This window comes from Pantoea sp. UBA5035, assembly GCF_002415245.1.
GTDB lineage: Bacteria > Pseudomonadota > Gammaproteobacteria > Enterobacterales > Enterobacteriaceae > Pantoea > Pantoea septica.
The window spans coordinates 69,507-91,583 of the sequence record NZ_DICD01000028.1; the positions used below are offsets into that span (position 1 = coordinate 69,507).

The following is a 22,077-nucleotide window of genomic DNA, read 5'->3' on the forward strand; positions in this document are numbered from 1 at the left end:
AACACGTCCGTGTGGCCTCGGCCGCCGCTTCCCTGCGGCGAGGATGTGAACCCAGAAGGCTTAGCCTTCCGCCTGCTGCGACTGAATCGCGGTCAGGGCGATGGTGTAGACGATATCGTCGACCAGCGCGCCGCGCGACAGATCGTTAACCGGCTTGCGCATACCCTGCAGCATCGGACCGATAGAAATCAGATCTGCCGAGCGCTGCACCGCTTTGTAGGTGGTGTTGCCGGTGTTGAGATCCGGGAAGATAAACACCGTGGCGCGACCGGCGACCGCCGAGTTCGGCGCTTTGGATTTGGCCACATCTTCCATAATCGCCGCGTCATACTGCAGCGGACCGTCGATCACCAGATCCGGACGTTTCTCCTGCGCGATACGCGTCGCTTCGCGCACTTTTTCCACGTCGCTGCCCGCGCCGGAGGTGCCGGTCGAGTAGGAGATCATCGCCACGCGCGGTTCGATGCCGAACGCATGGGCGGAGTCCGCTGACTGAATGGCGATTTCCGCCAGCTGTTCCGCGGTCGGGTCCGGGTTGATGGCGCAGTCGCCATACACCAGCACCTGCTCCGGCAGCAGCATAAAGAATACCGAGGAGACCAGCGAGCTGTTCGGCGCGGTCTTGATCAGCTGCAGCGGCGGACGAATGGTATTGGCGGTGGTGTGCACGGCGCCTGACACCAGGCCGTCCACTTCGCCGCTTTCCAGCATCATAGTGCCGAGCACCACGTTGTCTTCCAGCTGCTCCTGCGCCACCACTTCGGTCATGCCTTTGTTCTTACGCAGCTCGACCAGACGCGGCACATAGTTGTTGCGAACCACTTCGGGATCGACAATTTCGATGCCTTTGCCCAGTTCGACGCCCTGTGCGGCGGCAACGCGCTGGATCTCATCGGGGTTGCCCAGCAGCACGCAGGTCGCGATGCCGCGCTCGGCGCAGATGGCGGCGGCTTTGACGGTGCGCGGCTCATCGCCTTCCGGCAGCACGATACGTTTGCCCGCTTTGCGCGCCAGCTCGGTGAGCTGATAGCGGAAGGCCGGCGGCGACAGGCGACGGCTGCGTTCGGAGGTCGCGGTCAGCGATTCGATCCAGTCGGCGTTGATATAGCTGGCGACATACTCCTGCACTTTCTCTACGCGCTGGGTATCGTCGCTCGGCACTTCCAGGTTAAAGCTCTGCAGGCTGAGCGAGGTTTGCCAGGTGTTGGTTTTCACCATAAAGACCGGCAGGCCGGTCTGGAAGGCGCGCTCGCACAGCTTCGCAATGCGGTTGTCGATTTCGTAGCCGCCGGTCAGCAGGATGGCGCCGATCTCTACGCCGTTCATCGCGGCCAGACAGGCGGCCACCAGCACGTCAGGACGGTCTGCCGAGGTCACCAGCAGCGAGCCGGGACGGAAATGCTCCAGCATATGCGGCAGGCTGCGCGCGCAGAAAGTCACCGACTTAACGCGGCGCGTGGCGATTTCGCCTTCGTTAATTACTTCGGCATGGAGGTGGCGGCACATATCGATAGCGCGCGTGGCGATCAGATCGAAGCTCCAGGGCACGCAGCCCAGTACCGGCAGTGGGCTGTCGGCGAACAGCTGTTTCGGATCGATATTGGCGACGCTCGCCTTGGTGGAGTCGTCGAAAATTTCCGACAGATCTGGACGCGTGCGGCCCTGCTCATCCACCGGCGCGTTCAGCTTGTTGATGATGACGCCGGTAATGTTTTTGTTCTTGCTGCCGCCGAAGCTGCTTTGCGTGAGTTCAATGCGCTCTTTCAGCTGGGCGGGTGAATCGTTGCCCAGCGCCATGACAAACACAATCTCGGCGTTAAGCGTCTTGGCGATCTCATAGTTGAGCGCGTTGGCGAACTGATGCTTACGCGTCGGCACCAGGCCTTCAACCAACACCACTTCCGCATCTTTGGTGTTTTCGTGGTAGCGCGCGATGATCTCTTCCATCAGCACGTCCTGCTGGTTAGCGCCCAGCAGCGACTCGACGCGCGACATCTTGAGCGGGTCGGCGGCGGGAATCGACGAGTTCTTGCGGATGATCATTGTGGTCTGGTCTGGCTTATCGCCGCCAGCGCGCGGCTGCGCGATAGGTTTAAAGACGCTGAGACGAACGCCTTTACGCTCCATGGCACGAATAACGCCGAGGCTGACGCTGGTCAGGCCGACGCTGGTGCCGGTAGGAATAAGCATGATTGTACGCGACACGTTTGAACCTCGCTTTAGGTAGTGTCAAAAACAACGCCGTCAGCCGAAGCTGACGGTGAAGGAAACATCAGGCGGTAAGACGCGCCGCATCCTGGGCGATCACCAGCTCTTCATTCGTGGGGATGACAATCGCCGGGCGGGTGCCTTCTTTATTGATAAAGCCGGATTTGCCAAAGCGCGCCGCCAGGTTGCGCTCATGATCGACCTCAAAGCCGAGCAGGCCCAGCTTTTTCAGCGACAGCTCGCGGACCATCGCCGCATTTTCGCCGATGCCGCCGGTAAAGATCACCGCGTCCAGACGGCCGTCCATCATGGCGCTGTAGCTGCCGATGTATTTTGCCAGACGATGGCAGAAAACATCCATGGCGCGCTTCGCGTCCTCTTTGGTTTCGTAGTTGTCTTCGACGTAGCGGCAGTCGCTGGTGACGTCGGTCAGGCCCAGCAGGCCGGACTCTTTGGTCAGCAGCTTGTTAATGGCGTCGACGCTCATGCCCAGCGTATCGTGCAGATAGAAGATGATCGCCGGATCGATGTCGCCGCTGCGGGTGCCCATCACCAGACCTTCCAGCGGCGTCAGACCCATTGAGGTATCGACGCACTTGCCGTTACGCACCGCCGCCACCGAGGCGCCGTTGCCGAGGTGGCAGGTAATGATATTGAGTTCGTCGACCGGTTTGTTCAGGATTTTTGCCGCTTCGTGCGTGACGTAGTAGTGGCTGGTGCCGTGCGCGCCGTAGCGGCGAACGCCGTGCTCTTTATAGAGACGGTAGGGCAGGGCGTAGAGGTAGGACTCTTCCGGCATAGTCTGATGGAAAGCGGTGTCGAAAACCGCCACATTCTTGTCGGAGAGGTGCGGGAAGTTTTTCATCGCCTCTTCGATACCGATCAGATGCGCCGGGTTATGCAGCGGCGCGAAAGAGGCGTTATCTTTAATGCCCTGCACCACGGCGTCGGTAATAATGACCGATTCCGTCAGCTGCTCGCCGCCATGCACGATGCGATGACCAATTGCAGCAATTTGTGCCGACAGCTCTGGTTTTTGTGCCAGAATAGTTTTAACAATGAAATTCAGGGCTTCGCTGTGTGCGGCGCCGGCGCCTAGAGGGGCTTCGTGTTTTTCTCCGTCCAGTTTCCATTTAATGCGCGCTTCCGGAAGATGGAAGCATTCAGCCAGGCCGGACAGGTATTCCTCTCCGCTGGCGGCATTCAGGATGGCGAACTTCAGTGAAGAGCTGCCGCAGTTCAGAACCAGTACTAACTTACTCGACATGGAAGTACCTATTTGTTAAAAGTGGCTAAAAAAAAGGCAATCAGACTATCAGCGTAGCCCATGAATGCGGGGAGCTTAATCATAACTCCGTTGCGGTAGTCAAAATGTTGCTTCTCCGCAAAAAAATTTCGGTAATTTTACGCAAATTTTTGAAATTTGCTTAGTGAAAGCTGGCCGCTACGTTTGTGATTTACGTTTTTCCCCGCTTCCAGTAGGTTATTGAGGCGGGGTCAGAATAGCGAGACTGCCCTTTAAAGACAAAAAATTTTGAAGGATGTCACGTAAAGTTGTGTAGTTATAAAATAATTTTATTTTTTGCAGTTTTAGTTGAGGTCCGCCATGGCGAATGATTCTGGCAATACTGGCTGGTTCCGTATTTTCCAAAACGGCCAGCACTATATGAAGACCTGGCCGAATGACAAACGCCTCGCGCCGATCTTTCCTGAAAACCGCGTCTCGAGCGTAACCCGTTTCGCCATCCGCTTTATGCCGCCGCTGGCGGTGTTCACGCTGAGCTGGCAGATCGCGCTCGGCGGACAGCTCGGCCCGGCAGTCGCTACCGCGCTCTTCGCCTGTAGTCTGCCGATGCAGGGGCTGTGGTGGCTGGGCAAACGCTCGGTAACGCCGCTGCCGCCTACGCTGCTGCACTGGTTCCATGAAGTGCGCGCCCGGCTGGAAGAAGCGGGCCAGGCGATTGCGCCGGTTGAGGGCAAGCCGACCTATCAGGCGCTGGCCGACCTGTTAAAGCGGGCATTCAAGCAGCTGGATCGCACCTTCCTCGACGATCTTTGATCGACCGCCTTTTTCCCGCTGAGAGAATTTGTCGCTCAACCGGGTCTAAATCAAAGAAAAGTGATGCGGGCATACCCGCATCACCCGCCTTATGCCACTATTTTCCGTCTAATACTTGAGCGGCCTGTCGGCCCAGGAGCCTACGATGGAAATGACCCACGCGCAGCGTCTTATTCTCTCTAACCAGTACAAAATGATGGCCATGCTGGAGCCGGACAACGCCGAGCGCTATCGCCGTTATCAGACCATTATCGAGCGCGGCTACGGGCTGCAGATGCGCGAGCTGGATAAAGAGTTCGGCGAACTGACGGAAGAGACCTGCCGCACCATTATCGACATTATGGAGATGCACCATGCGCTGCACGTCTCCTGGTCGAATCTTGGCGATAAAGCCTCGCTGGACGAACGCCGTCTCGCTTTCCTCGGCTTTGATGCCGCCACAGAAGCGCGCTACCTCGGCTACGTGCGCTTTATGGTCAATACCGAAGGGCGCTATACCCATTTTGATTCCGGCACGCACGGCTTCAATGCGCAGACGCCGATGTGGGAAAAGTATCGACGTATGCTGGCGGTGTGGCACACTTGTCCGCGTCAATATCATCTGAGCGCGACGGAAATCGCGCAGATTATTAACGCCTGACGGGAGCGTCTTGTGACCTATAGCGGTTTTTTGTTTGATCTGGATGGCACGCTGGTGGACTCGCTGCCAGCGGTAGAGCGCGCGTGGAGCAACTGGGGCGCGCGGCACGGCATCGCGGCCGAGGAGATCCTGAGTTTTATTCACGGCAAGCAGGCGATCGCCTCGTTGCGCCATTTTATGGCGGGCCAGCCGGAAGCGGCGATTCAGGCGGAGTTTCGCGCGCTGGAGCAAAACGAAGCGCAGGATACCGACGGCGTGCGGGCGCTGCCGGGCGCGCACGCGCTGCTGACGCGCTTAAACGCGCTGCAGATCCCCTGGGCTATCGTGACCTCCGGCTCGGTGCCGGTAGCGCACGCGCGCCATAAGGCCGCTGGCCTGCCGCTGCCGTCGGTATTTATCACGGCCGAGCAGGTGGAGAAGGGCAAGCCCGCGCCGGATCCCTATCTGCTTGGCGCGGAAAAACTGGGGCTGGCGGCGGAAAAGTGCGTGGTGGTCGAGGATGCGCCTGCCGGCATTCTCTCTGGACTAGACGCCGGCTGCGCCGTGATCGCGATCAACGCGCCCGCCGCCGATACGCCGCGCCTCGGCGAAACGCTGATGCAGCTTAATTCGCTGGCGTCGTTGCGGGTCACGCCACAGGCCGAAGGCGGCTTCTCTCTGCATCTGCAAAGCTGAGCGCAGCCGGCGGCGCGAGACGCCGCCGGTTTACAGCGGGGAATCCTGCGAGATCTCATCCAGCGACAGGCTGAAGCTGGGAATAAACACCTCGACGAAATAGTCCATTTCCGGCGTGCGACGCTGCTGCAGCGTTTTCTCCAGACGCGCTTTAGCCAGCAGGAACTCGTTATTGCCGGCCGAGAGCTCCTCAAGGCATTTCAGGTAGGCGCAGAGCGCGTCCGCCTGCTTCACTACCGACTGCTCCTCTTCGCTGTGCTGATGCTCGTCAAGCAGCGGACGGTACTCCTCCTGCAGCTCTTCCGGCAGCATCTCGATCAGCTTCTGCTGGGCGATCTTCTCGATCTTTTTATACTCATGGGCGATTTGCGCGTTGTAATACTTCACCGGCGTCGGCAGATCGCCGGTAAGCACTTCGCTGGCGTCGTGATAAAGCGCCAGCATCGCGATGCGGTCGGCGTTGAGCGCGCCGCTGAATTTTTTGTTTTTTATCACGGCGAGCGCATGCGCCACCATCGCGACCTGCAGGCTGTGCTCCGACACGTTTTCGGTGCGCACGTTACGCATCAGCGGCCAGCGGTTGATCAGTTTAAGGCGGGAGAGATGGGCGAAAAAGTGGCTTCGGGTCATGCGTTATCCTGTCAGCAACGGGGGAAGCGTCGCGCTTCCCCAAATGCTGTCAGTATACGCGGCGGGTTTTACTGGCGATAGCCTTGCAGGAAACGGTCGAACTTGCCGATCGCCATCTCCAGATCGTCGACGCGCGGCAGGGTAACGATACGCACATGGTCGGGCCACGGCCAGTTAAAGGCGGAGCCCTGCACCAGCAGCACCTTTTCCTGCAGCAGGAAGTCCAGTACCATTTTCTGGTCGTCGTGAATGTTGAACTTCTTCGCATCGATGCGCGGGAACATATAGAGCGCGCCATTCGGCTTCACGCAGCTGACGCCGGGAATATCGTTGATCAGCTCCCAGGCGCGCTGGCGCTGCTCGTAAAGTCGGCCGCCCGGCGCGATAAATTCGCTGATGCTCTGATAGCCGCCCAGCGCGGTCTGGATCGCATGCTGCGCCGGCACGTTGGCGCACAGGCGCATCGAGGCCAGCATCTCCAGCCCTTCGATATAGCCTTTCGCATGCTTCTTCGGCCCGTTAAGCACCATCCAGCCCTGGCGGAACCCCGCCACGCGGTAGGTTTTTGACAGGCCGTTAAAGGTCACGGTCAGCAGATCGGGCGCCAGTGCGGCGATCGAATGGTGCTGCGAGGCGTCGTAAAGGATCTTGTCGTAGATTTCGTCAGCGAAAATGATCAGATTATGCTGACGCGCGATCTCGACGATCTCCAGCAGCAGCTCTTTGCTGTAGACCGCGCCAGTAGGATTGTTCGGGTTAATAATGACGATGCCGCGGGTGCGCGGCGTGATTTTGCTGCGAATATCGTCAAGATCGGGGAACCAGTCGGACGATTCGTCGCACAGATAGTGCACCGCTTTGCCGCTGGAGAGCGATACCGCCGCCGTCCAGAGCGGATAGTCGGGCGCGGGCACCAGCATCTCGTCGCCGCTGTTCAGCAGCGCCTGCATCGCCTGCACGATCAGTTCGGAAACGCCGTTGCCGATATAGATGTCTTCAACCGTGACGTCGCGGATATCGCGCGCCTGGTAGTGCTGCATAATGGCTTTACGCGCCGAGTAGAGCCCTTTTGAATCGCAGTAGCCCTGCGCGCTCGGCAGGTTGCGAATAACATCGACCAGAATTTCATCCGGCGCTTCGAAACCGAAAGGCGCGGGATTGCCGATATTGAGCTTGAGAACTTTGTTGCCTTCTTCTTCGAGACGTTTAGCCTCTTTAAGTACCGGCCCGCGAATGTCGTAACAGACGTTTTCCAGCTTGCCGGATTTATCAATTTGAAAAGTCATTTTTAATCGCCTTTATGGGCAGAATCCTTTTACTGCCGCAGAAATCAAACCAGCACAATGTACTCTCCTCAATGCGACAAAAGAAGGGCGGCGGCAGGTTTTGGCGTCTTTGCCATCTTTTTACGGCAGCCATGGGGTAATGCATAATTTCTTTGCAATTAACTGGTTACAAAAACTGATTTTTAGTTCATGAACGATATTTTTCTCTGGCCTGCGTGATGTTGGCTGTAAACGACGCTGTCCGTCGCGCTGAGAAGCAATCGCGAAGTTTCCGGCTAAAATATGAGCGGAAAGGCAAGTAGATGAACAGGGAAATAGTTAAGCTATTTTATATAAATGTTTAAAAATCCACCCGGACCGATTGCAGGATAAGCCAACCGGGAAGCGCTCGTGCCCGCTGGGGCGCCTTAGCAGCTGTAAATAGCCGGAAAAGTTCCCTGGGCGTAAGGGCCAGTGCATACCTGATAAAAGGTATTTAAGGCGTATCTTCGCACTTTATCTCGACTTTCAGAAACTGGGCGGTTAAAAATTGCGCAGCGGTGTGCCAGGATGGGCCTGAAATGCGATCTGGTCAAAAATTACGATGCTTTTCACAAAATCATTTCCATTTTGAAGTTAAAAATGATTAAGTATAATTTATTATTTGTCGCATTTAGCTGCTACGCAATTCATAATCCCGTAGCTGGCTTTTTCCGTCCGCTTTAGGTACGGAACCCTAGACACCAACGCAGCTTCCTGCAATTGCGCTCCCGCGCTGTCGGTCCAGAAGTTGTTTCTGTCTACTCAACGCTGCTTTCCCGCTGTTTCGGGATGCGCGTTTGTCGGTATACGTCTGACACGAATTTCTTTGACGGTCTCACACAGGACCGGCAATGAGCATCATTACCACTTATCTCTTTGATAAGTAGCGTAATAACACCAGGGTAGTAGTTTTTTAAAAATCTTATAAGTGAAGAAAACATGACTAATGCAAATCGTCCGATACTGAATCTCGACCTCGATCTGCTGAGAACGTTTGTTGCCGTTGCGGACCTGAACACGTTTGCGGCGGCTGCTGCCGCTGTGTGCCGAACCCAGTCGGCCGTCAGCCAGCAGATGCAGCGTCTGGAGCAATTGGTAGGTAAAGAGCTGTTTGCCAGACATGGACGTAATAAATTATTAACTGAGCACGGTATTCAGCTTTTAGGCTACGCCAGGAAAATCCTGCGTTTCAACGACGAGGCCTGCACATCGCTGATGTACAGCAACATCCAGGGCGTGCTGACTATCGGCGCTTCAGATGATACCTCCGACACCATCCTGCCGTTCCTGCTTAACCGCGTGACATCGGTCTATCCGAAGCTGGCGATCGACGTCCGCGTAAAACGCAATCCCTTTATGATGGAGATGCTGAACCAGGGCGAGGTCGATCTGGTTGTGACCACTTCAAGCCCCGGCAGCTTTACCCATCAGGTGCTGCGTACGTCGCCAACGTTGTGGTACTGCGCGGCGGATTATATCTTTCAGCGCGGCGAAGCGATTCCTCTGGTGCTGCTGGACGAACCGAGTCCGTACCGCGATATGGCGATCGATCACCTCAACGAAGCAGGCATTCCGTGGCGTATCTCCTACGTTGCCTCTACGCTGGCTGCAGTACGCGCCGCGGTAAAAGCGGGCCTTGGCGTGACGGCGCGTCCGGTGGAGATGATGAGTCCGGAACTGCGCGTCATGGGCGCGGCGGAAGGGCTGCCGGTATTGCCGGATACGCAATATCTGCTGTGCCGCAATCCTGACAGTGATAACGAACTGGCGCTGGCGATTTTCAACGCCATGCAGTCTACCAACGATCCCTACAATCTGAGCGCCAACCCGGATGGGACGCTGTTGCTGGATGATGAAGAGTAACCGGCAGAGACTATTGCCCGTTTCCGTTTGTTCTGCCTGCCAGTTGTTAAAACTGTAATAAAAAAGCCCTTCGTTATGCTTTTGCATCGAAGGGCTTTTTTTATCCGCCTGAAAGGCCGCTGCCTCGCTATTTCCGCCCTAAAGCGCTTTTCCTGCATTAACAAACTAAAACGCCATTTCGATCGGGGCAAAGATGAAATTCTTTGTCTGAAGATGTGAAAACTCTGTTCCGTATTTGGGCGGCATTTGCTGAAAAAAAGGACAAAAAGGCCAGTTTTGTGTCCTGGATCAAAAAAATACCCCTGACAAGGGGAAGGAAAAAGCGCTAAAGCCTGCCAGAATACGTTGGATAAATGCACGATCCATGCATTTGAATTCACGCTACATTCTAAAAGACCATACAGACTGAAGCGATTTAGCTGGCAACGCGCGCATCATATGTTAAAATTTTGATGCGCGTGTAAAATAATGTTTGGATACTTTTGTCAAAGTTGACAAAAGGTTATAGAAAGGAGTAAAAGACCCCATAAAATTGCTGCCTAATTGATAATGACAGCATAATTTATAAGGTTTTTTTCCTTCCCTTGAATCGATGTGGTGCGTTTGCTGCAAGTGACCCGCGCAGGATGCCATCGCCACTTTTGATGAGTAAGCAAAGAGTATGTCAACAGCCACCGAAGTCGTCGCTCATCACTGGGCGTTTATCATATTTGTCATTATCGCTTTCGGCCTTTGCGCCTTTATGCTTACCGGAGGATGGCTCTTAGGCGGCCGCGCCCGCGCGCGTCATAAAGAGACGCCGTTCGAATCCGGTATCGAATCTGTGGGCGATACCCATATCCGCCTCTCGGCGAAGTTCTACCTCGTCGCGATGTTCTTCGTCATTTTCGACGTAGAAGCGCTCTTTTTATACGCATGGGCGACCTCAATCCGCGAAAGCGGGTGGGTCGGCTTTGTCGAAGCCGCAATTTTCATTTTGGTGCTCCTGGCGGGGCTGGTCTATCTGGTGCGTATCGGCGCGCTGGACTGGGCGCCTGCACGTCGTCGCGTGGTGGTCAAATCCAGCCCGATCGGTCACACCAACCCTCATAAGCAGTAAAAGCGAGGCAATCTGATGGACTATACGCTCACCCGCATAGACCCCAACGGTGGTGAGAACGACCGTTATCCTCTGCAAAAACAGGAGATCGTTGCCGATCCCCTTGAGCAGCACGTTCATCGCAGCGTCTACATGGGCAAGCTCGAGCATGCCCTGCATGACATGGTGAACTGGGGCCGTAAGAACTCTCTGTGGCCCTATAACTTTGGTTTGTCCTGCTGCTACGTAGAGATGACCACCTCCTTTACCGCCGTGCACGACGTCGCGCGTTTCGGCGCGGAAGTGATGCGCGCCTCGCCGCGTCAGGCGGACTTTATGGTGATCGCCGGTACGCCTTTCACCAAAATGGCGCCGGTGATTCAGCGTCTCTATGACCAGATGCTGGAGCCGAAGTGGGTGATCTCAATGGGCGCCTGCGCTAACTCTGGCGGCATGTACGATATCTACTCTGTGGTGCAGGGCGTGGACAAGTTCCTGCCGGTCGACGTCTATATTCCTGGCTGCCCGCCGCGTCCTGAAGCCTATATGCAGGCGCTGCTGCTGCTGCGTGAGTCGATCGGCAAAGAGCGTCGCCCGCTGTCGTGGGTCGTCGGCGATCAGGGCGTTTATCGCGCCAATATGCAGTCGGAACGTGAGAGAAAACGCGGCGAGCGCATCGCCGTCACCAATCTTCGCACGCCTGACGAAGTGTAAGAACACCGTACATGGATGGATTCCACGCCCGCGGCAAAACATCACAATTTAATGCGCGGCCCCATCCTGACGCCTTCTTTTGAGTGCCTGGCGACAGGCCGGAATGGTGAGTAACGTATGACAGATTTAACCACGCACGATCTCGCTCAGCCTGCATGGCAAACCCGGGATCACCTGGACGACCCGGTGATCGGCGAGCTGCGTAACCGTTTTGGGCCGGATGCCTTTACCGTTCAGCCAACCCGCACGGGCATTCCCGTGGTGTGGGTGAAGCGCGAGCAGCTGCTGGAGATCGTGACCTTCCTGCGCAAGCTGCCGAAGCCGTACATCATGCTCTATGACCTGCATGGCATGGATGAGCGTTTGCGTACCCACCGCGCCGGTCTGCCCGCCGCGGATTTTTCCGTTTTCTATCATTTTCTGTCGATCGAGCGTAACCGCGACATCATGCTCAAGGTGGCGCTGTCAGAGAACGATCTGCATCTGCCGACGCTGACGAAAATCTTCCCGAACGCCAACTGGTACGAGCGTGAAACCTGGGAGATGTTCGGCGTGACCTTCGACGGCCACCCGCACCTGACGCGCATCATGATGCCGCAGACCTGGGAAGGCCATCCGCTGCGTAAAGATTACCCGGCGCGCGCCACAGAGTTCGATCCCTTTACGCTGACCAAACAGAAAGAAGATCTGGAGATGGAGGCGCTGACCTTCAAGCCGGAAGAGTGGGGCATGAAGCGCAGCACCACCAGTGAGGACTTTATGTTCCTCAACCTGGGCCCGAACCACCCGTCGGCGCACGGTGCATTCCGCATTATTCTGCAGCTGGACGGCGAAGAGATCGTCGACTGCGTGCCCGATATCGGCTATCACCACCGCGGCGCGGAGAAGATGGGCGAGCGCCAGTCCTGGCACAGCTACATTCCCTATACCGACCGCGTCGAGTACCTCGGCGGCTGCGTCAACGAAATGCCTTACGTGCTGGCGGTAGAAAAGCTGGCCGGCATCGTGGTGCCGGATCGCGTCAACGTGATCCGCGTAATGCTCTCCGAGTTGTTCCGCATCAACAGCCATCTGCTCTATATCTCGACCTTTATTCAGGACGTCGGCGCGATGACGCCGGTGTTCTTCGCCTTCACCGATCGCCAGAAGATTTATGACGTGGTCGAAGCGATCACCGGCTTCCGCATGCACCCGGCCTGGTTCCGTATCGGCGGCGTGGCGCACGATCTGCCGAAGGGCTGGGAGCGCCTGCTGCGCGACTTCCTCGACTGGATGCCGAAGCGTCTGAAAGAGTATGACAAAGCCGCGCTGCGCAACAGCGTGCTGGTCGGCCGTTCCAAAGGCGTCGCCGCCTACAATATGGACGAGGCGCTGGCCTGGGGCACCACCGGCGCCGCGCTGCGCGCCACCGGCCTGGATTTCGACGTGCGCAAATGGCGTCCTTACTCAGGCTATGAGAATTTCGACTTCGAGATCCCGGTCGGCGCGGGCATCAGCGACGCCTACACGCGCGTACAGCTGAAGATGGAAGAGATGTGGCAGTCGCTGCGCATTCTCGAGCAGTGCCTGAACAATATGCCGGAAGGGCCGTTCAAAGCGGATCATCCGCTGACTACGCCGCCGCCGAAAGAGCGTACGCTGCAGCATATCGAAACGCTGATCACGCACTTCCTGCAGGTTTCATGGGGCCCGGTAATGCCAGCCAACGAATCATTCCAGATGATCGAGGCGACCAAAGGAATCAACAGCTACTACCTGACCAGCGACGGCAGCACCATGAGCTATCGCACCCGCGTGCGTACGCCGAGCTTCCCGCACCTGCAGCAGATCCCGTCGGTGATCCGCGGCAGCCTGGTATCCGACCTGATCGTTTACCTCGGTAGTATCGATTTTGTTATGTCAGACGTGGACCGCTAATTATGCACGATCAAAAAATTGCCATTCATACGATCGACCCCAACGAGGTCTTCGTGCTGAGCGCGGAAGAGCATCACGCCATCGAGCACGAGAAACACCACTATGAAGATGCGCGCGCGGCGTCGATTGAAGCGCTGAAGATCGTGCAGAAGCAGCGTGGCTGGGTGCCGGACGGCGCCATCAACGCTATCGCCGAGGTGCTGGGCATTCCGGCCAGCGACGTTGAAGGCGTCGCCACGTTCTACAGCCAGATTTTCCGCCAGCCGGTCGGTCGTCACGTTATCCGCTATTGCGACAGCGTAGTGTGTCACATCACCGGTTATCAGGGCATTCAGGCGGCGCTGGAACAGAATCTGAACATCAAGCCCGGCCAGACCACGGCGGATGGCCGCTTTACGCTGCTGCCGACCTGCTGCCTGGGCAACTGCGACAAAGGCCCGACCATGATGGTGGATGAAGATACGCACGTTCATCTGACGCCGGAAGGCATCGCCTCGCTACTGGAGCAGTATCAATGACCATCAAACAGATCATTCGTACTGCGGAAACGCACCCGCTGACCTGGCGCATGCGCGATGACAAGCAGCCGGTCTGGTTCGAAGAATACCGCAGCAAAAATGGCTATGCCGGCGCGGAAAAAGCGCTGAACGGCATGGCGCCGGACGAAATTGTCGCGGCAGTGAAAGATTCCGGCCTGAAAGGGCGCGGCGGCGCAGGCTTCTCCACGGGTCTGAAGTGGAGCCTGATGCCGAAAGATGAATCCATGAACATCCGTTACCTGCTGTGCAACGCCGATGAGATGGAGCCGGGCACCTATAAAGACCGCCTCCTGATGGAGCAGATGCCGCATCAACTGGTGGAGGGCATGCTGATCAGCGCCTTCGCCCTGAAGGCTTATCGCGGCTATATCTTCCTGCGCGGCGAATATATCGAGGCGGCGGTCAACCTGCGTCGCGCCATTGCAGAAGCGACCGAAGCGGGTTTCCTCGGCAAGAATATTCTCGGCACCGGCTTTGACTTCGAACTGATCGTGCACACCGGCGCGGGCCGCTACATCTGCGGCGAAGAGACGGCGCTGATCAACTCGCTGGAAGGGCGTCGCGCTAACCCGCGCTCCAAGCCGCCATTCCCGGCGAGCGCGGGCGTATGGGGCAAGCCGACCTGCGTCAACAATGTGGAAACGCTCTCTAACGTGCCGGCGATCCTCGCCAACGGCGTCGAGTGGTACAAAGGCCTGTCGAAAAGCGAAGATGCCGGCACCAAGATGATGGGCTTCTCCGGCCGCGTAAAAAATCCGGGCGTGTGGGAACTGCCGTTCGGCATTACCGCGCGCGAGATTCTGGAAGATTACGCCGGCGGCATGCGCGACGGCCTGCGCTTCAAAGCCTGGCAGCCAGGCGGCGCGGGCACCGACTTCCTCACCGAGCAGCATCTCGATCTGCCGATGGAGTTCGCCAGCATCGGTAAAGCGGGCAGTCGTCTCGGCACGGCGCTGGCGATGGCGGTCGACCACGAGATCAATATGGTGTCGCTGGTGCGCAACCTGGAAGAGTTCTTCGCGCGCGAATCCTGCGGCTGGTGTACGCCGTGCCGCGACGGCCTGCCGTGGAGCGTGAAGATCCTGCGCGCGCTGGAGCAGGGCAAAGGTCAGCCGGGCGATATCGAAACCCTGCTGCAGCTTTGCCGCCAGCTTGGTCCAGGCAAAACCTTTTGCGCCCACGCGCCTGGCGCGGTGGAACCGCTGCAGAGCGCGATTAAATATTTCCGTGAAGAGTTTGAAGCCGGCATGGCGCCGCAGGTCTTTGGCAATACGCGCGCGATTGGCGGTATTCAGCCTAACCTGCTGAAAGCACGCTGGTAATTCGCCGCAGCACACGGAACCGGCTCTGCGCCGCAGCCCCACAACCGGGGCGAGAATATGATTAACGCTCGTCTCTGACGAGCCTTACGGAAGCATGTTCACTATGGCTACAATCCATGTAGACGGTAAAGAATATGATGTGAACGGGGCGGACAACCTGCTGCAGGCGTGTCTCTCTCTGGGCCTTGATATTCCTTATTTTTGCTGGCATCCGGCGCTGGGAAGCGTTGGGGCTTGCCGCCAGTGCGCGGTGAAGCAATTCCAGAACGCCGAGGATACCCGCGGCCGTCTCGTCATGTCCTGCATGACGCCGGCCTCCGACGGCACCTTTATCTCCATTGACGACGGCGAAGCGAAAGAGTTTCGCGAAAGCGTGGTGGAGTGGCTGATGACCAACCATCCGCACGACTGTCCAGTGTGCGAAGAGGGCGGCAACTGTCACCTGCAGGATATGACGGTGATGACCGGCCATAGCTTCCGCCGCTACCGCTTTACAAAACGCACCCACCAGAATCAGGATCTCGGCCCGTTTATCTCTCACGAGATGAACCGCTGTATCGCCTGCTACCGCTGCGTGCGCTACTACAAAGATTACGCCGACGGCACCGATCTGGGCGTCTACGGCGCGCACGACAACGTCTACTTCGGCCGTCCGGAAGAGGGCACGCTGGAGAGCGAATTCTCCGGCAACCTGGTGGAAATCTGCCCGACCGGCGTCTTCACCGACAAAACCCACTCCGAACGCTACAACCGTAAATGGGATATGCAGTTCGCGCCGAGCATCTGTCAGCAGTGCAGCGTCGGCTGTAACACCAGCCCAGGCGAGCGCTACGGCGAGCTGCGTCGTATCGAAAACCGCTACAATGGCACGGTTAACCACTACTTCCTGTGCGACCGCGGCCGTTTCGGCTACGGCTACGTCAACCGCGCGGATCGTCCTCGTCACCCTGCGCTGCTGCGCGGCAACGACTGGGTCCAGCTGAATGCGGAGCAGGCAGTCAACGCGGCGGCGGACGTGTTGCGTCAGGCGAAACGCGCGATCGGCATCGGCTCTCCGCGCGCCAGCGTTGAGAGCAACTTCGCGCTGCGCGAGCTGGTGGGCGCGGAAAACTTCTCGACCGGCATGCCGGCGGGCGAACAGGCGCGCCTTGAGCTGATGCTGAAAGTGCTGCGCGAAAGCGGCATCTATACGCCGTCGCTGCGCGAAATGGAAAGCTACGACGCGGTGCTGGTGCTGGGCGAAGATCTCACCCAGGTCGGCGCGCGCGTGGCGCTCTCGGTGCGCCAGGCAGTGAAAGGCAAAGCGCGCGAAATGGCCGCGGCGCAGAAAGTCGCCGACTGGCAGATCGCCGCGATTATGAATATCGGTCAGCACGCGAAACATCCGCTGTTCGTGACCAACGTCGACGAAACCCGCCTCGATGATATCGCTGCGTGGAGCTATCGCGCGCCGGTGGAAGATCAGGCGCGTCTTGGCTTCGCCATCGCCAGCGCGCTGGATGAGAGCGCGCCTGCGGTAAGCGACTTCGACAGCAGCCTGAACGGCAAGCTGGACGTCGTGGTGCAGGCGCTGGCCGGCGCGAGAAAACCGCTGATTATTTCCGGCACCCATTCGGGCAGCACGGCGATGATCGAAGCGGCGGCGAACGTCGCCAAAGCGCTGAAAGCGCGCGGCGCGGACGTTGGCATTACGCTGCTGGCTGGCGCGGCGAACAGCATGGGTCTGGGCCTGATGGGCGGCAACACGCTCGACAGCGCGCTGGAACAGCTGCGCAGCGGCGAAGCGGATACGGTGGTGGTGCTGGAGAACGATCTCTACCGTCACGCGCCGAAGGCGCTGGTGGATGCCGCGCTGGCTAACGCCACCAACGTGATTGTGGTGGACCATCAGCGCACCGCCACGCTGGAGAAAGCGGGCCTGGTGCTCTCTACCGCCAGCTTCGCCGAAAGCGATGGCACCTCGATCAACCATGAAGGCCGCGCGCAGCGCTTCTTCCAGGTTTACGATCCCGCCTACTACGACCACAGCATCGTGATGCTGGAGAGCTGGCGCTGGCTGCACTCGCTGCACAGCACGCTGGAAAGCCGTCATATCGACTGGACCCAGCTCGATCACGTTATCGATGCCGTGGTGGCGAAGCTGCCGCAGCTGAAGGGCATTAAAGAGGCCGCGCCGGACGCCAGCTTCCGCATTCGCGGACAGAAGCTGGCCCGCTCGCCGATTCGTTCCAGCGGACGTACCGCCGCGCGCGCCAACATCAGCGTGCACGAGCCGCGTCAGCCGCAGGACAGGGACACCATGTTCGCCTTCTCGATGGAAGGTAACAACCAGCCGAGCGCGCCGCGTTCGCAAATCCCGTTTGCCTGGGCGCCAGGCTGGAACTCCCCGCAGGCGTGGAACAAATTCCAGGCCGAAGTGGGCGGCAAGCTGCGCAACGGCGATCCCGGCGTGCGCTTGTTCGAGGCGGGCGAAGCGTCGCTGCCGTGGTTCACTGAGGTGCCGAGCGCATTCGTCGGCGGCGAGCAGTGGCGCGTGGCGCCTTGCTACCAGCTGTTCGGCAGCGAGGAGATGTCTCAGCGTTCGCCGGTCTTCCAGAAGCGTATGCCGCAGCCGATGCTGGTGATCAACCCGCAGGACGCGGCGAAGCTGGGCGTGAACGCCGGCGCGGCCGTGGAGTTTACCTGTTCGGGCGAAACTCTGCGTCTGCCGGTGCGCCTCTCCAGCGCGCTGCAGCCGGGCCAGATTGGCCTGCCGCTGGGTATGCCGGGCGTGCCGCCGTTCCTGGCGGGCGCGCACATTGACAAACTGCAGGAGGCGGCGCAATGAGCTGGTTAACACCGGACGTTATCGACATCATTCTGACCGTGGTCAAAGCGATCGTCATTCTGCTGGTCGTGGTGGCGTGCGGCGCCTTTATGAGCTTCGCCGAACGCCGCCTGCTCGGTCTGTGGCAGAACCGCTACGGGCCGAACCGCGTGGGCTGGGGCGGTTCGCTGCAGCTCGCCGCGGATATGATCAAAATGTTCTTTAAAGAGGACTGGGTTCCGCCCTTTACCGACCGCTTTATCTTTACCCTGGCGCCGGTGATCGCGTTTGTTTCCCTGCTGCTTGCGTTTGCCATCGTGCCGGTGTCGCCGAGCTGGATGGTGACCGACCTCAACATCGGGCTGCTCTTCTTCCTGATGATGGCGGGCCTCGCGGTGTACGCGGTGCTGTTTGCCGGCTGGTCGAGCAACAACAAATACTCGCTGCTGGGCGCAATGCGCGCTTCCGCGCAGACGCTGAGCTACGAAGTGTTTCTCGGCCTGTCGCTGATGGGCGTGGTGGCGCAGGCGGGCTCGTTCAATATGACCGCTATCGTCGAGAGCCAGGCACATCTGTGGAACATCATCCCGCAGTTCTTCGGCTTCCTGACCTTCTGTATCGCGGGCGTGGCGGTGTGTCACCGTCATCCTTTCGATCAGCCGGAAGCGGAGCAGGAGCTGGCGGACGGCTATCACATCGAATATGCCGGTATGAAGTTCGGTCTGTTCTTCGTCGGCGAGTATGTGGCGATTACCACCGTCTCGGCGCTGATTGTGACGCTGTTCTTCGGCGGCTGGCAGGGCCCGTTCCTGCCGCCGTTCATCTGGTTCGCCCTGAAAACGGCGTTCTTTATGGTGATGTTTATCCTGATTCGTGCTGCGCTTCCGCGTCCACGCTATGACCAGGTGCTGTCGTTCGGCTGGAAAGTCTGTCTGCCGTTGACGCTGTTGAACCTGCTGGCGACCGCCGCAGTGATTCTGTACAACGCGCAGTAAGAGGTGTTGAGATGACTTTAAAAGATATTGTCGTTGGCTTCGGCACGACAGTGCGCAGTATCTGGATGATAGGCATGCATGCCTTCGCCAAGCGCGAAACTCAGATGTACCCGGAAGAGCCGGTCTATTTGCCGCCGCGCTACCGTGGCCGTATCGTGCTGACGCGCGATCCCGACGGCGAAGAGCGTTGCGTTGCCTGTAACCTCTGCGCGGTGGCCTGTCCGGTCAGCTGTATCTCGCTGCAGAAAGCAGAGACCAAAGATGGCCGCTGGTACCCGGAATTCTTCCGCATCAACTTCTCGCGCTGCATCTTCTGCGGAATGTGCGAAGAGGCGTGCCCGACCACTGCGATTCAGCTGACGCCCGATTTCGAACTGGGCGAATTCAAACGCCAGGATCTGGTGTATGAAAAAGAGGATCTGCTGATCTCCGGTCCGGGCAAATATCCCGAGTACAACTTCTACCGCATGGCAGGTATGGCGATCGAAGGGAAAGAGAAGGGCGACGCCGAAAACGAAGCCAAGCCCATCGACGTCAAAGGCTTGTTACCTTAAGGAGCCCGGCATGGAAATTGCGTTTTATCTTTGCGGACTGGTGGCGGTGCTGACGACGCTGCGCGTCATCACCCACACCAATCCGGTACATGCGCTGCTGTACCTGATCGTGTCGCTGCTCTCCGTTGCGGGCGTCTTCTTTTCGCTCGGCGCCTATTTCGCCGGCGCGCTGGAGATCATCGTTTACGCCGGCGCCATTATGGTGCTGTTCGTCTTCGTGGTGATGATGCTTAACCTGGGCAACGCCACGGTGAAGCAGGAGCGCGACTGGCTGCAGCCCTCGCTGTGGATTGGACCCGGCATCGTCTCGCTGCTGCTGCTGGTGGTGATGGTGTACGCCATTCTGACCGCCAACGATCAGGGCATCGACGGCACGGTCATCGACGCCAAAGCGGTAGGCATCAGCCTGTTCGGGCCTTACGTTCTAGCGGTGGAACTCGCCTCTATGCTGCTGCTGGCGGGTCTGGTGGTGGCGTTCCATGTTGGACGCGAAGAGCGCCAGGGCGAAGTGCTGAGCAACCGCGACGCCAATAAGGAGGAGCACGCATGATCCCGTTACAACACGGCTTAATTCTTGCCGCCGTGCTGTTTGTCCTTGGACTGACATCACTGGTGATACGCCGCAACCTGCTGTTTATGCTGATCGGCCTTGAGATTATGATCAACGCGGCCGCGCTGGCGCTGGTCGTCGCAGGCAGCTACTGGGGACAGGCGGATGGACAGGTGATGTATATCCTGGCGATCAGCCTTGCGGCGGCGGAAGCCAGCATCGGCCTGGCGCTGCTGCTCCAGCTCTATCGTCGTCGTCAGACGCTGAACATTGATACTGTGAGCGAGATGCGCGGATGAATCTTCTCTACTTAACAATCCTGTTTCCGCTAATCGGCTTCCTGCTGTTGGCGTTTTCGCGTGGTCGCTGGTCGGAGAACCTGTCGGCCGCGATCGGTATGGGCTCGGTGGGCCTGGCGGCGCTGGTGACGCTCTATGTCGGCATCGACTTTTTCGCCAATGGCCAGCAGCCTTTTAACCAGGCGCTCTGGACCTGGATGCAGGTCGGCAACTTCGACATTAAAGTCAATCTGACGCTGGACGGGCTGTCGCTCACCATGCTGTCGGTGGTGACCGGCGTCGGCTTCCTGATCCACATGTTCGCCTCCTGGTATATGCGCGGCGAAGAGGGTTACTCCCGCTTTTTCGCCTACACCAACCTGTTCATTGCGAGCATGGTGGTGCTGGTGCTGGCTGACAACCTGATGCTGATGTATCTCGGCTGGGAAGGGGTGGGGCTCTGCTCCTATCTGCTGATCGGCTTCTACTACAGCAACCCGGAAAACGGCAAAGCGGCGATGAAGGCCTTTATCATCACCCGCGTCGGCGACGTCTTCCTCGCCTTTGCGCTGTTTATCCTCTACAACGAACTGGGCACGCTCAACTTCCGCGAGATGATGGAGCTGGCGCCGCAGCACTTTGCGGCGGACAACCATATGCTGCAGTGGGCGACGCTGATGCTGCTGGGCGGCGCGGTGGGTAAATCGGCGCAGCTGCCGCTGCAAACCTGGCTGGCGGACGCGATGGCCGGTCCGACGCCGGTGTCGGCGCTGATCCACGCCGCGACCATGGTAACCGCGGGCGTTTACCTGATCGCCCGCAGCCACGGCCTGTTCCTGCTGACGCCGGACGTGCTGCATCTGGTCGGCATCGTCGGCGCCATTACGCTGGTGCTGGCGGGCTTCGCCGCGCTGGTGCAGACCGACATCAAACGCGTGCTGGCCTACTCGACCATGAGCCAGATTGGCTACATGTTCCTGGCGCTCGGCGTGCAGGCGTGGGACGCGGCGATTTTCCACCTGATGACGCACGCGTTCTTTAAAGCGCTGCTGTTCCTCTCTTCAGGTTCGGTGATCCTCGCCTGCCATCACGAGCAGAACATCTTTAAAATGGGCGGCCTGCGTAAGAGCATTCCGCTGGTTTACGCCTGCTTCCTGGTGGGCGGCGCCGCGCTGGCCGCGCTGCCGCTGATCACGGCAGGCTTCTACAGTAAAGATGAAATCTTGTTCGGCGCGCTGGCGAACGGCCACATCAATCTGATGGCGGCTGGCCTGGTGGGCGCCTTCCTGACCTCGATCTATACCTTCCGCATGATCTTCATCGTGTTCCACGGCGAAGAGAAGATCCACGCGCATGCGGGCAAAGGGATTACTCATCATCTGCCGCTGATTGTGCTGCTGGTGCTGTCGACCTTCGTCGGCGCGCTGATCACGCCGCCGCTGGCGGGCGTGCTGCCGCACAGCGAAACCGGCGAAGCGGGCAAGGTCGGACTGGAGATCGCCTCCGGCGTGGTCGCCGTAGTCGGTATCCTGATCGCCGCCGCGCTCTGGCTGGGCAAACGTCAGCTGGTTAGTCGCATCGCCAACAGCGTGCCGGGCCGCTTCTTCGGCACCTGGTGGTTCGCTGCCTGGGGTTTCGACTGGCTGTATGACAAAGTGTTCGTCAAACCCTATCTCGGTATCGCCTGGCTGCTGCAGCGCGATCCGCTGAATGCGGTGATGAACCTGCCTGCGCTGGTGTCGCGTATCGCCAACAAAGGTCTGGTAGTCAGCGAAAACGGCTATCTGCGCTGGTATGTCGCCTCGATGAGCGTAGGCGCCGTGGTGGTGCTGGCGCTGATGCTGGTGGTGTAAGGTTGATGAGCGGGGCGGCTCGGCGAGTCGCCCCAGGTCAAGAATGTTAAAAATTGCCCAATATGAGGGCGTTATCGGCGCGGTCAGTT

Annotated in this window: 19 protein-coding genes; 15 read left to right on the forward strand and 4 right to left on the reverse strand. The window is 58.6% G+C overall.

The annotated features are described in order from the left end of the window. Positions 1-60: 60 nt before the first annotated feature. Entirely contained in the window at positions 61-2,205 is a 2,145-nt protein-coding gene (gene pta / locus B3229_RS19665) for a phosphate acetyltransferase (RefSeq protein WP_033750511.1), read from the reverse strand. 67 nt (positions 2,206-2,272) lie between these two features. Beyond that, positions 2,273-3,475 carry an acetate kinase gene (gene ackA, locus B3229_RS19670; RefSeq protein WP_048780908.1) on the reverse strand — a complete coding sequence of 401 codons (1,203 nt, stop codon included), beginning with the start codon at positions 3,473-3,475 and terminating at the stop codon, positions 2,273-2,275. Between the two features lie 339 nt (positions 3,476-3,814). Here ackA and yfbV point away from each other — a divergent pair, with 339 nt between their 5' ends. The 3 genes from yfbV to B3229_RS19685 all read left to right on the forward strand — a co-directional run bounded on the left by yfbV (position 3,815) and on the right by B3229_RS19685 (position 5,582). Beyond that, entirely contained in the window at positions 3,815-4,267 is a 453-nt protein-coding gene (yfbV, locus tag B3229_RS19675; protein ID WP_033750506.1) for a terminus macrodomain insulation protein YfbV, read from the forward strand. 145 nt (positions 4,268-4,412) lie between these two features. Then, entirely contained in the window at positions 4,413-4,907 is a 495-nt protein-coding gene (locus B3229_RS19680; RefSeq protein WP_033791645.1) for a YfbU family protein, read from the forward strand. Between the two features lie 12 nt (positions 4,908-4,919). Beyond that, a complete protein-coding gene (locus B3229_RS19685) occupies positions 4,920-5,582 on the forward strand; it encodes a sugar phosphatase (protein WP_048780907.1) in 663 nt (220 codons plus the stop codon). A 30-nt stretch (positions 5,583-5,612) separates the two neighbouring features. Here the strand turns inward: B3229_RS19685 and yfbR are convergent, their stop codons facing one another. Both yfbR and B3229_RS19695 read right to left on the reverse strand, forming a co-directional pair. Beyond that, positions 5,613-6,212, reverse strand: coding sequence for a 5'-deoxynucleotidase (gene yfbR, locus B3229_RS19690; protein ID WP_033750499.1), 600 nt, complete (start codon positions 6,210-6,212; stop codon positions 5,613-5,615). A gap of 68 nt (positions 6,213-6,280) precedes the next feature. After that, positions 6,281-7,498, reverse strand: a complete 1,218-nt coding sequence (locus B3229_RS19695; RefSeq protein WP_033750497.1) for a pyridoxal phosphate-dependent aminotransferase — start codon at positions 7,496-7,498, stop codon at positions 6,281-6,283. 960 nt (positions 7,499-8,458) lie between these two features. Here B3229_RS19695 and lrhA point away from each other — a divergent pair. The 12 genes from lrhA (at position 8,459) to nuoL (ending at position 21,988) form a co-directional block, all read left to right on the forward strand. Beyond that, entirely contained in the window at positions 8,459-9,382 is a 924-nt protein-coding gene (lrhA, locus tag B3229_RS19700) for a transcriptional regulator LrhA (protein ID WP_033791641.1), read from the forward strand. A gap of 661 nt (positions 9,383-10,043) precedes the next feature. After that, complete coding sequence (locus tag B3229_RS19705; RefSeq protein ID WP_033750490.1) at positions 10,044-10,481, forward strand: NADH-quinone oxidoreductase subunit A; 438 nt, start codon at positions 10,044-10,046, stop codon at positions 10,479-10,481. Positions 10,482-10,496: 15 nt separating this feature from the next. Continuing rightward, positions 10,497-11,174: a NuoB/complex I 20 kDa subunit family protein gene (locus tag B3229_RS19710; RefSeq protein ID WP_033750488.1), complete on the forward strand. Its 678-nt coding sequence runs from the start codon at positions 10,497-10,499 to the stop codon at positions 11,172-11,174. A 117-nt stretch (positions 11,175-11,291) separates the two neighbouring features. After that, positions 11,292-13,091 carry an NADH-quinone oxidoreductase subunit C/D gene (gene nuoC / locus B3229_RS19715; RefSeq protein WP_033750485.1) on the forward strand — a complete coding sequence of 600 codons (1,800 nt, stop codon included), beginning with the start codon at positions 11,292-11,294 and terminating at the stop codon, positions 13,089-13,091. Positions 13,092-13,093: 2 nt separating this feature from the next. Then, complete coding sequence (nuoE, locus tag B3229_RS19720; protein WP_033750480.1) at positions 13,094-13,609, forward strand: NADH-quinone oxidoreductase subunit NuoE; 516 nt, start codon at positions 13,094-13,096, stop codon at positions 13,607-13,609. A 2-nt stretch (positions 13,610-13,611) separates the two neighbouring features. After that, entirely contained in the window at positions 13,612-14,952 is a 1,341-nt protein-coding gene (gene nuoF / locus B3229_RS19725) for an NADH-quinone oxidoreductase subunit NuoF (RefSeq protein ID WP_179944770.1), read from the forward strand. A gap of 103 nt (positions 14,953-15,055) precedes the next feature. Then, complete coding sequence (nuoG, locus tag B3229_RS19730; protein WP_286873704.1) at positions 15,056-17,779, forward strand: NADH-quinone oxidoreductase subunit NuoG; 2,724 nt, start codon at positions 15,056-15,058, stop codon at positions 17,777-17,779. Further along, positions 17,776-18,753 (forward strand): NADH-quinone oxidoreductase subunit NuoH, encoded by a 978-nt coding sequence (nuoH, locus tag B3229_RS19735; RefSeq protein ID WP_033750471.1) that lies wholly within the window; start codon positions 17,776-17,778, stop codon positions 18,751-18,753. The genes nuoG and nuoH overlap by 4 nt, the downstream gene beginning before the upstream one ends. Before the next feature lie 11 nt (positions 18,754-18,764). Next, entirely contained in the window at positions 18,765-19,307 is a 543-nt protein-coding gene (gene nuoI, locus B3229_RS19740) for an NADH-quinone oxidoreductase subunit NuoI (RefSeq protein ID WP_033750468.1), read from the forward strand. 10 nt (positions 19,308-19,317) lie between these two features. After that, on the forward strand, positions 19,318-19,857 hold the full coding sequence (nuoJ, locus tag B3229_RS19745) for an NADH-quinone oxidoreductase subunit J (RefSeq protein WP_033750465.1): 540 nt from the start codon (positions 19,318-19,320) through the stop codon (positions 19,855-19,857). Then, complete coding sequence (gene nuoK, locus B3229_RS19750) at positions 19,854-20,156, forward strand: NADH-quinone oxidoreductase subunit NuoK (protein WP_003854236.1); 303 nt, start codon at positions 19,854-19,856, stop codon at positions 20,154-20,156. Before nuoJ ends, nuoK begins: the two co-directional genes overlap by 4 nt. Then, positions 20,153-21,988, forward strand: a complete 1,836-nt coding sequence (gene nuoL, locus B3229_RS19755; protein ID WP_286873709.1) for an NADH-quinone oxidoreductase subunit L — start codon at positions 20,153-20,155, stop codon at positions 21,986-21,988. Before nuoK ends, nuoL begins: the two co-directional genes overlap by 4 nt. Positions 21,989-22,077: the final 89 nt, after the last annotated feature.

Excerpts from the sequence above, each read along its gene's own strand:
- ackA (WP_048780908.1), bottom strand. The coding sequence starts at position 3,475 with ATGTCGAGTAAGTTAGTACTGGTTCTGAACTGCGGCAGCTCTTCACTG.
- yfbV (WP_033750506.1), top strand. The coding sequence starts at position 3,815 with ATGGCGAATGATTCTGGCAATACTGGCTGGTTCCGTATTTTCCAAAAC.
- B3229_RS19680 (WP_033791645.1), top strand. The coding sequence starts at position 4,413 with ATGGAAATGACCCACGCGCAGCGTCTTATTCTCTCTAACCAGTACAAA.
- yfbR (WP_033750499.1), bottom strand. The coding sequence starts at position 6,212 with ATGACCCGAAGCCACTTTTTCGCCCATCTCTCCCGCCTTAAACTGATC.
- B3229_RS19695 (WP_033750497.1), bottom strand. The coding sequence starts at position 7,498 with ATGACTTTTCAAATTGATAAATCCGGCAAGCTGGAAAACGTCTGTTAC.
- lrhA (WP_033791641.1), top strand. The coding sequence starts at position 8,459 with ATGACTAATGCAAATCGTCCGATACTGAATCTCGACCTCGATCTGCTG.
- B3229_RS19705 (WP_033750490.1), top strand. The coding sequence starts at position 10,044 with ATGTCAACAGCCACCGAAGTCGTCGCTCATCACTGGGCGTTTATCATA.
- B3229_RS19710 (WP_033750488.1), top strand. The coding sequence starts at position 10,497 with ATGGACTATACGCTCACCCGCATAGACCCCAACGGTGGTGAGAACGAC.
- nuoC (WP_033750485.1), top strand. The coding sequence starts at position 11,292 with ATGACAGATTTAACCACGCACGATCTCGCTCAGCCTGCATGGCAAACC.
- nuoE (WP_033750480.1), top strand. The coding sequence starts at position 13,094 with ATGCACGATCAAAAAATTGCCATTCATACGATCGACCCCAACGAGGTC.
- nuoG (WP_286873704.1), top strand. The coding sequence starts at position 15,056 with ATGGCTACAATCCATGTAGACGGTAAAGAATATGATGTGAACGGGGCG.
- nuoH (WP_033750471.1), top strand. The coding sequence starts at position 17,776 with ATGAGCTGGTTAACACCGGACGTTATCGACATCATTCTGACCGTGGTC.
- nuoI (WP_033750468.1), top strand. The coding sequence starts at position 18,765 with ATGACTTTAAAAGATATTGTCGTTGGCTTCGGCACGACAGTGCGCAGT.
- nuoJ (WP_033750465.1), top strand. The coding sequence starts at position 19,318 with ATGGAAATTGCGTTTTATCTTTGCGGACTGGTGGCGGTGCTGACGACG.
- nuoK (WP_003854236.1), top strand. The coding sequence starts at position 19,854 with ATGATCCCGTTACAACACGGCTTAATTCTTGCCGCCGTGCTGTTTGTC.
- nuoL (WP_286873709.1), top strand. The coding sequence starts at position 20,153 with ATGAATCTTCTCTACTTAACAATCCTGTTTCCGCTAATCGGCTTCCTG.